8 protein-coding genes are annotated in these 14,352 nt (G+C 59.4%); 1 reads left to right on the forward strand and 7 read right to left on the reverse strand.

Annotated features, from left to right (window positions below; translation table 11 throughout):
* The 7 genes from C7H09_RS05625 to pilG all read right to left on the reverse strand — a co-directional run bounded on the left by C7H09_RS05625 (position 1) and on the right by pilG (position 13,067).
* Positions 1-1,056: a chemotaxis protein CheB gene (locus tag C7H09_RS05625; RefSeq protein ID WP_106761630.1), complete on the reverse strand. Its 1,056-nt coding sequence runs from the start codon at positions 1,054-1,056 to the stop codon at positions 1-3.
* Positions 1,056-8,609, reverse strand: a complete 7,554-nt coding sequence (locus tag C7H09_RS05630) for an Hpt domain-containing protein (protein ID WP_106761631.1) — start codon at positions 8,607-8,609, stop codon at positions 1,056-1,058. The genes C7H09_RS05625 and C7H09_RS05630 overlap by 1 nt, the downstream gene beginning before the upstream one ends.
* Before the next feature lie 11 nt (positions 8,610-8,620).
* Positions 8,621-9,520: a CheR family methyltransferase gene (locus tag C7H09_RS05635; protein WP_106761632.1), complete on the reverse strand. Its 900-nt coding sequence runs from the start codon at positions 9,518-9,520 to the stop codon at positions 8,621-8,623.
* Positions 9,521-9,547: 27 nt separating this feature from the next.
* On the reverse strand, positions 9,548-11,623 hold the full coding sequence (locus C7H09_RS05640; protein ID WP_106761633.1) for a methyl-accepting chemotaxis protein: 2,076 nt from the start codon (positions 11,621-11,623) through the stop codon (positions 9,548-9,550).
* 93 nt (positions 11,624-11,716) lie between these two features.
* On the reverse strand, positions 11,717-12,262 hold the full coding sequence (locus C7H09_RS05645; RefSeq protein ID WP_106761634.1) for a chemotaxis protein CheW: 546 nt from the start codon (positions 12,260-12,262) through the stop codon (positions 11,717-11,719).
* Positions 12,263-12,278: 16 nt separating this feature from the next.
* Positions 12,279-12,641, reverse strand: a complete 363-nt coding sequence (pilH, locus tag C7H09_RS05650) for a twitching motility response regulator PilH (RefSeq protein ID WP_011787171.1) — start codon at positions 12,639-12,641, stop codon at positions 12,279-12,281.
* Positions 12,642-12,674: 33 nt separating this feature from the next.
* Positions 12,675-13,067: a twitching motility response regulator PilG gene (pilG, locus tag C7H09_RS05655; protein ID WP_106761635.1), complete on the reverse strand. Its 393-nt coding sequence runs from the start codon at positions 13,065-13,067 to the stop codon at positions 12,675-12,677.
* Positions 13,068-13,365: 298 nt separating this feature from the next.
* On the opposite strand from pilG, the gene gshB reads away from it, so the two are divergent.
* Positions 13,366-14,319, forward strand: coding sequence for a glutathione synthase (gene gshB / locus C7H09_RS05660; protein ID WP_106761636.1), 954 nt, complete (start codon positions 13,366-13,368; stop codon positions 14,317-14,319).
* Positions 14,320-14,352 lie beyond the last annotated feature (33 nt).

Genomic DNA, 14,352 nt, shown 5'->3' on the forward strand with positions numbered 1-14,352 from the left:
TCAGACGGAATCCCGTTGTTGCCTGCTTCTGAGCAGACAGGTGTTCTCAATGGTTTTGACCAGTTCGGCCGCCAGCTGCTCCGGCGTGCCGGAAAAACTGCTGCACCCGGTTGCGGCGACGGACTCCGGCATTGAGCTGTTGCCGCAACTGTTGCTTTCCTGAACCCAGATCCGGCTGCCGTAGGCCTTGAGCATGGGGGCCGCGAGCGCACCGTCGTTGCCCATGCCGGAAAACAGAATGGCATGGCATTGTTTGCCGTAGGCGTCTGCTACGTTCAGCAGCACCTGGTCGATAGACGGGCCATAGGGGCCGGGCCAGGGTGTGTTTTTTTCGGCCAGTTTGCGTTGGCTGTCGAAAGCCCATTCCCGCTCTACCGGCAGCAGAACCACATCGCCGTTGCAAACCCGGTAGCCAGCCTCTGCCTTTTTCAGACTGTAGTGGGCGTGACGGCCCAGAACACGGGTCAGCACATCGGTAAAGTTTCCATCAATGTGCTGGGCGTAAACAAAGCCGACCGGTAAACCGGGCGGCAGGTGATCCAGAAATTTCTTGACCGCCGCCGGACCACCCAGTGACGCACCCAGAATCCAGACTTCCTCGGCCACCGAACCCGGGGCGGCCGGAGCAATCCATCGGGGCAGTGCTGGCGGCGTGATGGTGCCGTTGTCTTCCGGTTCGGCCAGTTCCTCAAGAGTGTCTGCCGAGTCCAGCTGTTCCAGATGCCCCAGCTGTTTTTCCAGCTTGTCGAGTAACCGGCGTTCCCAGCGGAAATACTCGGTACTGCCCGGCTTCGGTGCCTGATCCACCCCGAACAGCACCGGTGCTTCGGTGTTGTCCAGCAGGTGATCCAGCAGCGCCGGATGGTCGGCCTCATCCAGCAGAGTTACCAGCCACAAACCGGCATCCGGAAAGGCCGGGTAGGCCATCAACCGTTCCGGGTCACCGCTGAAGCAGGCGGCCAGGCCGAACCTGGCGCAGGCCTCCTGCAACCGGTGCCTTTGCAGCACGACATCCGATACGATCCCGATGCGCGGCCGTCCCTGGGCAGCGGTCATTACCGGTTACCGGTCAACCGTTTTATGGTATCGAGCAACTCGGTTTCCTGGAAGGGTTTGCCCAGGTATTCGTTGACGCCAATGGCCAGAGCCCGCTCCCGGTGCTTCTCGCCGGTTCGCGAGGTGATCATGCAGATTGGCGTATCTTTCAGGTTGTCGTCATGGCGCACAAAGCTGGCCACTTCAAAGCCGTCCATCCGCGGCATTTCGATGTCCAACAGAATGATATCCGGGCGATGATCCTGCAGCTGGGCGACTGCATCCAGGCCGTCTTTGGCGGTTACCACTTCCATGCCGTTCCGCTCCAGCAACCGTGACGTTACCTTGCGCACCGTGACCGAGTCGTCCACCACCATCACCGTTCGGGCGCTTTCCTGGTAGCGGCTGCCGTCGCGGGCTTTGTCCAAGTTGGCCAGGCGCTGGCGCTCGGACAGGATGTCGGAACGGATCATGGCTGGCAGGTCGAGAATCACCACCACGTTGCCATCACCCAGAATGGTGGCACCGGACACACCCCGCACCGAACTGAATTGCGGCCCCAGGGATTTTACGACGATTTCCCGGCTGCCCATCAGATGGTCTACCTGTAGCGCCATGGGCTGCTCGGCACCACGCACCAGGATCACCGGAAGCGGCAGGGCCTGACCCTGCAGCTTGGGCTGGTGATCACTGTTCAGCAAACTGCCCAGATACTGCAGGCGGTATTGCTGGCCCGCGTATTCGTACAGGGGAGCGTCTGGCTTGTAGTATTCCTCAAGCTCATAGGTGCTGACCCGGACAATACCTTCAATGGTGTTCAGAGGAATGGCATAGAAATCCTCACCGGTCGACACCATCAATGCGCGGTTCACCGATACGGTGAAGGGCAGGCGTACGGTAAAGGTACTGCCCCGGCCCGGTGACGAATCAATGTCGAGACTGCCGCCAAGTTGTTTGATCTCGCTGGCGACCACATCCATGCCCACACCACGGCCGGAGATTTGAGTGACCTGCTGGGCGGTGGAGAAGCCGGGCTGGAGAATGAACTGCAGAATCTCACGCTCAGACAGGCTCTCATCGGCGCGCATCAGCCCCCGGCGAATGGCCTTGTCGCGGATGACGTCTGACGGAATGCCCTTGCCGTCATCGATCATGCGCAAGACCACGTCACCACCCTCACGGGTCAGTGATAGAACTACTTCGCCGGTGGCCGGTTTGCCGGATTGCTTGCGCTCTTCCGGCAGCTCGATGCCGTGGTCGACGGCGTTGCGGAGCATATGCTCCAGCGGTGCCACCATGCGTTCCAGTACGTTGCGATCCATCTCGCCTTCGGCGTTGCGAACGTCGAACTCCACTTTCTTGCCGAGCTCACCACTGATCTGGCGGACAATACGGCGCAACCTTGGCACCATGGATGCGAACGGAATCATCCGGGTCTTCATCAGACCTTCCTGGAGCTCGGTGTTGATCCGGGACTGCTGCACCAGCAGTGTTTCGGTATCACGCACCCGGTCTGCCAGGGTTTCCCGCAGATCTGCCAAGTCCGATGTGGACTCGCTCAGGGCCCGGGACAACTGCTGGATGGACGAGTAACGATCCATTTCCAGCGGGTCGAAGTCGTCGCCATAGTCCGGCCCGTGCTCCTGCTCGGCCCGGAACAGAATCTGGGCCTCGGTTTCGATATCCATCCGGCGTAGCTGCTCCCGCAGACGCTCGATGGTGGCGGCCATTTCATCCAGGGTATAGCTGAAGTCACTGGACTGCTGTTCCAGACGACCCCGTGTAATACTGGTTTCACCCGCCAGGTTAACCAGTTCGTCAAGCAGGGGCGCAGAAACCCGGATGGTTTCCTGGGCAGCCCGCTGGGCGTCGAAGGCCTTGCGACGGGCTTTTGCCGGGGAACTGGCGGGTTTTGGTTCTGGCTGCAGTTGCGGCTCAGGAGTGCGCTCCGGTGCCTGGTCAACTGGACGTTCGGCGCTGGCAAGCGAGGCGGGTTCCGCCTTCGACTCCGGCTGTACAGGCGCGGGTGCCGTCACTTGTTCCTGGATCGAACCGGTTTCAAAGCCTTCGCGCACCTTGGCGACCAGTTCGATGATGGCGTCGTGATCTGCGGTGATGGCCTGCCACTGGCCATCGTCCGGTTTGTTGCCGCCCAGATCGATCAGGCGGGTTTCAAAGGCGTGGGCCTTGTCGCCCAGAGCCGTCAGCCGGGACAGTCGCGCGCCCCCTTTGAGGGTATGCAGTGCCCGCTGTGCCTCTCGGTTGAAGTGTTCGTTGCCGGGGTCGCGGCGCCAGTCGTCCAGCAGTTGTTCCAGCTGATCCATGATCTCGGCGGCTTCTTCCAGGAAGATTTCCAGCACTTCCGGGTCAATTTCCTCACCGTTGTCGTGGTTATCGGCGGCAGCCTCTGTAGAGGCTGTCGTTGCCTCCGACTTTCCGGCATGGCTGAACAGGCTGATCAGTTCCGCATCGCTGCGGGCCTGACCGCTTGCTTCAATGGCGCCCAGCATGGTGTTCAGTGCCAGGTTGGCACGGCCGCTGAGTTCAAGCAGGGTGTGCTGATCCCGCTCTCCGGCAACCAGTTGATCCAGGGCCTCGGCCCAGGCTTCGGCCAGATCCGCGATCGGATCGGCGTCGGACAGGCGGGCACCCCCTTTAAGGGTGTGCAGCTCCTGTTGCAGGCGGGCGACGCCGGTCAGCTGTTCCGGTTCATCACGCCACTGATCGAGACACTCGGTGATGGCCTCATGTATTTCATGGGCCTCATCCAGAAAGATTTCGGTCAGGTCGTCGAGGGCGTTGTAGTCGTCGTTATCAGCGCTCTGTGCTGTCTCAGCTTCCGTCTTCGGTTGCGGCTCCCGGTGTTCGATTTCGGAGTGCGCAGCTTCGGGCGATGTCAGTTCTTCCGCCGATGGCGATTCACCCCTCAGGGTGGCCTGAACCTGGTTGATCAGATCGTCAGCCGCGATGCAGGGCTTCTGTGCTGCTACGTCGTCAACCATCTGGGCCAGCCGGTCGTGGCAGGCGAACAGCAGGTTGATCATGTCGTCGCTGGCGGCGAGCTGGCCTTCGGCGACCTTTTCGAAGAGGTCTTCCAGAACGTGGGTCAGTTCGCCAATAGCATCGACCCCGGCCATCCGGGCGCCGCCCTTGAGGGTGTGCACATCACGCTGCAGTTCTGCGGCGATTGCGCGGTCCGAGGTGTTCTCGCTCCAGCTGTGCAGGGCACTGCCGGTGGAGTTGATCAGGTCGTAGGCCTCTTCCAGGAAGATGCCGACCAGCTCCGGGTCCAGGTGGGCCAGGCCCGCTGCCGGTACTGCCTGCTCTTCTGTTTGCGCGGGCTCCGGTGCGTCATCGCCCTCGATGGCAGACAGTTCGATGGTCTCTGCGTCGGCTTCGTCTGCGCCAGCTATATCGGTAACCGGGCGGATGCCGTTGGCGCCATCAATATAGCTGTGAATCTCTGCAATCAGATCCGGTGCGGGCCTGGGTGCTTCACGGGTCTCAAGGGCATCAACCATGCCTGCCAGCCGGTCGTGACAGCGGAACAGGATGTCCGAAAGCGCATCGGTAACGGCGAATTTCTGCTCAACCAGGCCTTCAAACAGGGTTTCCAGTTCGTGGGACAGGTCGCCTACGGCTTCAATATCCGCCAGTCGGGCACCGCCTTTGAGGGTATGCAAATCGCGCTGAAGCAGCCGCAAATGATCCAGGTTACCTGTGTCTTCGCTCCAGCTGTGCAGAGCCTCGGCGGTGCTGTCTACCAGATCCCTGGCTTCTTCCAGGAAAATCTCCGCCAGTTCTTCATCCATTGCCTGGTCGTCTTCCGATGTCTCAGGCAACGGCAGTTCGGTTTCTGCGGGCTGGATTTCCGGATGCTCATCAAGCTCGTCCATGTCGAGGCTGAGGTCGATTTCTTCCAGATCACCGGTAAATTGCTGCTCAAATTCTGTTGGTGCAGAGGGCAGAGCTGCGACTCTGTCCGCCAGGGCATCGAGTTGTTCGATCAGGCCTGCGCCCGGTTCGGTGGTCAGGCCAGCTGCTACCTGATCCATCATGTTGATCAGTTGTTCGTGGGCCGCTTGCAGGGTCTGGAATACGTCACTATCCAAAGGTTCACTTTGTTCGGGCACTGCATGGTACACCCGGGCCAGCGCAGCGGTCAGATCGGCCACGTCGGTCAGGCCAGCCTCCGAGGCGCCCCGGCAGAGCTGGTCGAGTTCTGCTCGGAGTGTCGGCAGGGGCGCGTGCTCTTCGGGGTGATGGGCCCAGCCGTCGAGGATGTGCTCGGCGTCGAGCACGATATCGATGCTTTCACCCAGGAACAATTGCACCAGCTGCGATGGCGGCTGTGCCACCGGCTGGGTGGAATCGGCTTCGGCTCTGGGCGCAAGAATACGGCGGCTGATGCTTTCCATACGCTCCAGGTAGGGCGTGGCTCCCGCCAGTGGTGCCTGCGGATTCTTCCGTATCTGCGACAGGCCATCGGTCAGAAAGCTTGCGGCTTCCTCGATGAGCGAGAGAACCTCGCGGTCTGCCCGTTTGTTCTGGGCCCTGGACTCCTTGACGAAGCGCTCCAGCGGCGTTATGACATCGGCAATGGGGGCAATGCCTGCGGTGTGTGCGCTGCCCTTGAGGGTGTGCAGTGCACGGGAAAGATCGTCGGTGTAGGCCGCGGTGATCTTGCCTTCGGACGCACTCAGATAAGCCCGGATGGTCTGCAGGTGAGTTTCGGTTTCGGTTTCGAAAATGTCCAGAAGTACTGGATCGATGCCCTCGTCGTCGCCCGGAACGGCATGGTCATCGGTGTCTGTGTCATGGTCAGACAGCGGCATGCTGGTTGCGTCCGGAATTTCACCGTTGGCCAGGGCGACGGCCCGGGCTTCCATGACAGAGGTGTCGAGGCTGGCAGGCTGGCGCTGCTCGAAGTCCTGAACCAGGGCAGGCACGGCCTCGGTTACGTCTTGCAGCAGGCTGGCGACGTCATCGTTCATGAAGATGCTGCCGTCGATCACCCGGTTGAGCATGTTCTCAACGGACCAGGCCAGCTCGCCAATGACCAGGGCACCCACCATCCGGCCGCTGCCTTTGAGTGTGTGGAACGCCCGGCGGACTTCGGCCAGGGCACTGCGGTCGTCATGCTGGCGCAGCAACATGGGCAGGTATTCACGGATGGTATCGAGTACCTCTCCCGCCTCTTCGACGAAAATCTCCAGAATTTCGTCGTCGATCAGGTCGTCGTTGTCGCCCTGGTCAGCGTTGTCCGGCGTGGTTTCCAGGGTTGGTACTGCATCGGCCGGTTGCGGAGCCGGTTGGTCACCAGCGGTGTCTGCCTGGGCCGTTGTGCTTTCGGGTTCTGCAGTTTCTGCACGCCGGGTCGTGGCCAGAGCTTCTGCTCTGGCGGTCAGGGCACTTACGTCGCCGTCGGCATTGCCGCTGCGGAACTCCTGTATCAGGTACGGAATGCGAAGATTGACCTGGTCAATCAGGGTAAACAGGTCGTCGGTGGCCTTGATGGTCTGGTCGATTACCCGGTTGAGCAGGTTCTCCACTGACCAGGCCAGTTCGCCGATGCTGGTTGCACCCACCATGCGGCCGCTGCCCTTGAGCGTGTGGAATGCCCGGCGGACTTCGGTCAGTGATTCCCGGTCGTCATGATCCTGACGCAGGCGCGGGAAATACTCATGAATGGTTTGCAGGACTTCTTCGGCTTCTTCAACGAAGATGGCCAGGATTTCGTCGTCCACCAGCTCCGTGTCTGACGCTTTGGTATCGCTGGCATCCGACTCTGCATCGGCTGTGCCGGTGGCTTCCGCGACCGCTTCCACCGTTGGAATCTGTGTTTCTTCCTGCTGCCAGGTTGGCTTCTGGCCAACCGGGAACCCAAGGCGGGCCAGGCTGTCTTCGGCGATGCTCAGAATGGCGTCGTTGTCGCTGATGCCTTCCGCCAGGCGCTCGAGGTAGTACTCGATACTGGTTACCGCATCGGCCAGAGTGTCGAGTTGCTTCCAGTCCGGTACCTGCTGACTGTTCAGCAGCACATCGGTGACATAGTGCTCTGCCGAGCCGATCATGGCCGCTACCCGCTCCAGGGGCACCAGTCCCAGGCCACCCTGGATACTGTGCAGCAGTTGGGGTACATGATCGATTTCGCGGGTATCCCACTGGGAGGCGATGAAGTTGACGATGGCCGACTTTACCTGTTCCAGGGTGTTCCTGGACTCTCTCAGCAACGCTTCATTGGCTTCGCCCAGTTCCCGGGAGCCCATCTTGATTGCTGCGGCTTCTTCTTCGGAACCGGCAGACTGTACCTGGCGCTTCTCGCTGTCGAGACCGGCCAGGCTGGCTTCTACGTAGAGCAGCGCACCGGCGATGTCCATCAGGGTGCCGTCGTCGACCGGGTCGTGCTGGCTGGCCAGTTTTTCGACCAGGTCGACCTGCTCGACCACGACTTTACGGGGAATGCCCAGGCCCAGCACGGCCAGAGTGTTGGCGACCTGGCGCAGGCCCGGCAGCAGCTCATTCAGTTCGTTGTTCTGGCGCAGCTCTGCCCGCACGAACAAGTCCAGCTGATCCTTTAGCCGGGTCAGTTCTTCATTGAGTGCGCTGACCACGGAGTGGATAGCATCACGGCCGGGGCCGGAAACCCGTGAGCGCGCCTGGTCGACGTCATCGTCGGAGGGCAGGGCATGATCCAGCTGATAGGCCTGGCGCAGTGCCTGAACCTGGGGCCGATCCAGTTCACGGCTTCTGGCAACATAGTACAAGAGATGCTTGAACAGGGCTTCCGGCACCGGTTGCTGCAGAATGTCGGCGTGCTCGTCGGTGAGGCGACGGATTTCCGAATCAAGCTCCCGGAGCAGGGATTTTACCGCAGTGTTGACCGGGTTTTCCCTGGCCTGAAGTGTTTCCACAAAGGCACTGGCAACCTTCCAGAGCTCACCCCGGGGGGTTCTCTGGCACAGCTTGGCCAGACGCTGGATGACTTTCTGGATGTAATCGAAATGGGCGTCCAGGTCGGCTTCGCGAATGACACCGGCCAGCGCGAACTGGTACATCTGGCGCAGTTTGCGCAGATGGCCCAATACTTTCGGATCCTGCAGGCGTTCAGACACCTTGCCGCTGACCGCCATCCGGGAGGGCGATAGATCCGGCTTGAACAGGGACGTGTCTGAAAGCAGGGAATCGCCGCGGGCTGCGCGAAGATCGTTCAGCAGCGGCAGCAGCACCATCGGGAAATCGTCATTGCTGCTGCCCAGGTGCTCCAGATACTGGGGTAACTGGAGAATGGCCTGCATCAGCACGTTGACAGCATCATCAACGCTGACCACGGTCTCATTGAGAACGGCCTGTGTCAGCTTCTCCATTTCTTCGGTGAGCAGTGCTGCACCGTAGAGCTCGACCATTTGCAGGGTGCCATGCACCTGGTGGAGATAATTCAGGCAGAAGCGCAGGCGGGCCGTATCGTCGCGGTTTTCGACGTAGGCTTCCAGTGCGTGCTGGCCTTGTGTCAGCGTGTCCTGTATTTCTCCCCGAACCCAGTCGAGGGCGATACTGTCATGGTGATTGCCCATAACCACTCCGGTTATTCTTCGTCGGACTGGCGTTTGATCCACGCCAGTACATGTTCCGAGGGTACCCTCTGCAGGCCTGGTGGCTGCCAGTCGGTCAGTTCACCCTGGCCAAGCACCAGTAACCCCCCCGGTGCCAGACGCTCTGCGAGCCGTTTGACGATTTCCCGTCGGCGCCAGCGACGGAAATAGATCAGCAGGTTCTGGCAGAAGATAATGTTCATGCCGTGCATGGGTGCGTCGTCCAGATCCAGTACATTGAGCCTGGTAAAGCACACCCGGTCACGGATGCTGTTCACAATTTCAACGGTGTTCCGCTCCGAGGGGCGGAAATACCGGGATTTCAGATCGTCATCCATTCCCTGCAGTTTTCGGGCATTGAACTGTCCAAGGCGTGCTTTCTCGATGGCCGGCTGGCTGATGTCCGAGCCGGTTACGCCATACAAGGGCTGCACTCCGAGCTGAGCCATACACTGGTTGAGCACCATGGCGAGGGTATAGGGCTCCTCGCCGGTTGAGCAACCAACGCTCCAGGCTTCAAGGGCCCGTTTTCTGAACTGTTCACGGGGGCGGGTCAGCACGTAATCAGCCACCAGCCTGAAGGCATCCGGATCCCGGAAAAAACGGGTCTCCTGCACGGTCAGGCGATCCACCAGGGTGGCCCATTCACGCACGGCATCGGGGCCGGATACGATTTTCTCGTAATAGGCCTGGTAGCTGCCGCATCCGATCTCTCGCATCCGGATACCCAAGTTGGTTTCCAGAAACGACCGTCGGCCTGCGGTAACCGTGATGCCGGTGCGATGCTCCAGCAACGTCTGCCACTGGTGGAATTGCGCCTCGTCCATATCCGGGAGTCGGCGCATCGACCAGAGACCTTCCTTGGGCGACGACTGGTTATGCGTGTACGACATAAACCGCTATTTGCCCGGTACCGGTGATCAGCTGATCACCGGTACGTCACTGTGTTCCGCTTCCTCGTGATCGGCGGTGTCTTCGTCTGGCAGCGTAAAGCCAGCTACCGACGATCTCAGCTCAGAGGCCATTTCCGCCAGGTTACCGATCGACTTGGCGGTTGCGTTGGTACCGGAAGACGTCTGCGAGGTGATTTCCTGGATAACGTTCATCGTGTTGGAAATGTGTGACGCAGAAGACGACTGCTGGCGTGCCGCGTTGGAGATGTTCTGGATCAGTTCCGCCAGAGACATGGATACGTTCTCGATTTCTTCGAGCGCGATACCCGCGTCCTGTGCCAGGCGGGCACCCCGAACCACCTCGGCGGTGGTGTGTTCCATCGAGATAACCGCTTCGTTGGTGTCAGACTGGATCGTCTTAACCAGCGCTTCAATCTGCTTGGTTGCCGCAGAGGAACGTTCAGCCAGTCGCTGAACTTCGTCGGCAACGACCGCAAAGCCTCGGCCTGCATCACCGGCCATAGAGGCTTGGATAGCGGCGTTCAGAGACAGTATGTTGGTCTGGTCGGCAATGTCGTTGATCAGAGATACGATGTCACCGATTTCCTGGGAGGATTCACCCAGGCGCTTGATCCGCTTGGAGGTTTCCTGGATCTGCTCACGGATGTTGTCCATACCGCGAATGGTGTTCTGTACCACTTCCGCGCCTTTCTTGGCGATCGCAACCGAGCGCTCCGCAACCGCAGAGGATTCGGCGGCGTTGGAGGACACCTGGTCGATGGATACTGCCATTTCATTCACCGCCGCAGAGGCGCCAGCAATTTCCTGAGCCTGGTGCTCAGAGGCGTCGGCCAGGTGCATGGCCGTAGACTGGGTTTCCTGGGCGGCACCGGCTACCCGTACTGCAGTACCACGAATGGACTGTACCAGCCCACGCATCTGGTCGATTGCGTAGTTGATGGAGTCGGCGATAGCACCGGTGAAGTCTTCGGTTACTGTGGCCTCGGTGGTCAGGTCACCATCCGCCAGGTCGGCGAGTTCGTCGAGCAGACGCAGGATCGCGTTCTGGTTCTGTTCATTCTGATCCTGGGTGGCTGCCAGGCGGGCCTGGGCGTCGCGGTACAGGGCCAGGCCGATGAAGACAACGATGGCGACCATGGCGGCCAAGATGGCGAAGGCCAGGGCGGGACTGACCAGTCGGGAGCTGGACTGGCGGGCAAAGCCTTCGGCCAGTGCCGACAGTTCAGCTAGCAGGTTTTCGGAGTTCTGGAAGATATCGCTGGCGGCGGTACGTACCTTGAAGAGGTCGGGAGAGGCTTCAAGGATGGCGTCAACGTTCTGGGAAACGAACTGGAACAGCTCATCAACCGCTTCCAGGCCGTAAATGGCATCTTCGTCAGCAACACGGGAAATGCCCATGGCTGGGTTGCCATTCAGCTGGCCATCGAGTACACGCCCGAACAGGCTGGCATCCCGGCCGAAACGGTCGGCGGCAATAACAGCGTCTTCATCACCGGAAAGTACGTTGTTGACCGAGCGCACAATCCGCTCCGCCAGCAGCGACTGGCGCTGGGCCAGGGAAATCTGTTCGGCGGGAGCGCCGTTATCCAGCAGGATCTGAACGATGTCGTCGTATTCCACCTGCAGCTGGGGAATGGTTTCGTTCAGGGTGCGGGCTACCTCGTGCAGGCCGAGCACCGCTTCGCGGGTGGACAGGATGCTGTCGGCGTTTTCACGGACGGTGTTCCAGTTGTCCTGTACGCCGCTTTGCTGTGCCAGCTCACTGGCAGGCAGGCCGGAGTTCGGGTTGCCCTCGGTTACCGTGGTCCAGAGCTGCTGGAACTCATCCCGGGAGCGACGAAGCTGGTCGAAGGCTTCGGCGGTACCGCCGGCAGCCTCGGTGGCGTTCTTCGCGATTTCCTGAGACAACACCCGCATTTCTGCGGTGTTGGCGATGTACTGCTGATCGTGCTGGCTGTCTCTGTTGATAATGAACAGCACTGCAACGAGCAGGACGGTGAGTGCAATCAGCGCTACGATCAGGCCAGCAACCAGTTTGTTGCCTCCCTGTCCCGTACTGAGTCTTCCGGCTCTGTTTTTCATGTTCTGGCTCCCGGCCTCTTTCTTCTGAAAACGGCAAGTATGTGTAGCGAGTTGGAGTTGGTCAGGGTGTGTGTCCTGCCAGTACTGCCACCCTTACCACTGTGCGACATCAAGAAAGCGTTCATCTTCCACCAGACTTGCAGCGGAAAACACTTTCCAGACTTCCTCATTGCGTTCATAACCGCCGGTTACAAACGAACGAATTTTTTCGGGTACTCCTTCCGGAGTGGCCCTGAAATTATCTTTGGCGAAATACTGCATGCCGAGCACGCTGTCGACCACCAGGCCACTGAAGACATCATCCTGTTCGATAATCAGCACCCGGCGCTCGCGCATGGAGCGTGAGGAGCGGGGCACGTCGAAAAAGGAAGCAAGATCGATTAGTGGCAGCAGGCGGCCCCGGACATTGGCGGCCCCCATCAGAAAAGGGCGAACCCCCGGCACATGGGTGAACCGGGGGACGTGGAGTATTTCGGTGACTTCGCCCATGGGGGCGACATAGCGCTCGCCAGCAAGAATAAATCCGATGCCATTCCATAGTTCAACGGCTTCTTGCTGTTCCGGCAGGCCAGCGGCCAAAGACCGGCTGCGTCGGGCGATATCCGTCAGAACGGCAAAAGGGGCGGCCTGGGCGGACATGCAGACTCCATTATTATTAAGCGATCAGGCTATTGATAGTCTTGATCAGGTCATCTTCGTTAACTGGCTTTACCAGATACCCTTTGGCCCCTTGACGGGTACCCCAAACGCGATCGGTTTCCTGATCCTTGGTGGTGACAATGACAACCGGGATGGAGGCGGTTTCCGGCGCGCGGGTCAGTTGACGAGTTGCCTGGAAGCCGTTCAGGCCGGGCATGACCACATCCATCAGTACCAGATCCGGCGTTTCTGCACGGGCCTTGGCAACGCCGTCGGCACCGTTGTCTGCGGTCAGTACCTCGTGCTTGTGTTTTTCCAGGATAGTGGAAATCTTTTTCACTTCGGTCGGAGAATCGTCAACAATCAGAATGCGAGCCATGGTTTCCTCGAGGGTTCTGTGTGTCTGCAGGACTTACTTTTCTGCCTGCGGCATGTACTGGCGGATGGTGTTGAGCAGTTCGTCTTTACTGAACGGTTTGGTCAGATACTGATCCGAACCAACGATCCGGCCTTTGGCTTTATCAAAAAGGCCGTCTTTACTCGACAGCATGATGACCGGCGTTTTTTTGAAAGAAGAATTATTCTTGATCAGAGCGCAGGTCTGATAGCCGTCCAGGCGGGGCATCATGATGTCAACAAAAATGATGTCCGGTTCGGAATCGGCTATTTTTGCCAGGGCGTCAAAACCGTCAGTCGCAGTGATGACTTCACAGCCCACTTTTTTCAGCAGGGTTTCGGCGGTGCGACGAATGGTCTTGCTGTCGTCGATCACCATAATCTTCAGATTTTCGAAGTTGTCATCCATTGTCCAACTGCCTTGCGCTCTAGCGATGTTCGCTGTGTTCAGTCGAGGGTTTTAACACAATCTCATACGGTGTTCTATCAAACCCGCCCATTTATAGAGTATCCATGGCTGGATAAAAAGTATTTGTTTGTGACCAAATGTACTTATGCCATTGTCATCACGTATTTTCCCGAGGATTTCTCCGGATGCAATCGCACCTCGGGTACAATACCATCTGCAACGTTCAGCATAGCACTTAATGACCGGTTCGCTCTGTAGACCGGTTCGTGTTTTCTTACCGACATTTCCAGGAGACTCTATGACCATCCGGCTCGGCATCGTGATGGATCCTATTCAGGACATCCACTTCAAGAAAGACAGCTCTCTGGCCATGCTGCATGCAGCCCAGAGCCGGGGCTGGGAAATCGAGTACATGGAGTTACCGGATCTGTACCTTGCCGGAGGCCAGGCCCGGGCCCACACCCGCAGCCTGACGGTGCACATGGACCCAGATAACTGGTTCAGCTTTGGCGCTAGCCAGGATCGTGCCCTGGGCGACCTGGACGTAATTCTGATGCGCCAGGATCCGCCGGTGGATCGGGAGTTTCTGATGGCGACCTATATTCTGGAGGCGGCCGAGCAACAGGGTGCCCTGGTGGTGAATCCGGCAGCCACCCTGCGGGATTGCAACGAGAAACTGTTTGCCACCCAGTTTGAAGACCTGACGCCGCCGCTGATCGTGACCCGCTCGGCCCGGCGGTTCCGGGAGTTTTACGCCGAGCATGGCGATATCATCATGAAGCCGGTAGACGGCATGGGTGGCCGCTCGATTTTCCGGGTGAAGCCGAATGATGCCAATCTCGGGGTGATTATCGAGACCCTGACCAATTATGGTGCCCATCAGGCCATGGCGCAAAAGTTCATCCCCGAGATTACCGATGGTGACAAGCGCATTTTGATGATCGAGGGCGAGCCGGTGCCTTACGCCCTGGCCCGGATTCCGTCCCAGGGTGAGAACCGGGGTAACCTGGCGGCCGGTGGCCGTGGCGAGGGCCGTGAGCTGACGGCAAGAGACCGCGAAATCTGCGCGCGGGTAGCGCCGGTGATCAAGGCCAAAGGTTTGATGTTTGTGGGCCTGGATGTGATTGGTGATTACCTTACCGAGATCAACGTGACCAGCCCGACCTGCATTCGTGAGCTCGACGCCGCCTACGGTATTGATATCTCCAGTCTGTTGATGGATGCCATTGAGCGCCGTCTGGCCGGGGCGTGATCGGCGCACAGAGACAGGAGACGCAGAGACTGT

Source organism: Marinobacter fuscus (assembly GCF_003007675.1).
Taxonomy (GTDB): Bacteria; Pseudomonadota; Gammaproteobacteria; order Pseudomonadales; family Oleiphilaceae; genus Marinobacter; species Marinobacter fuscus.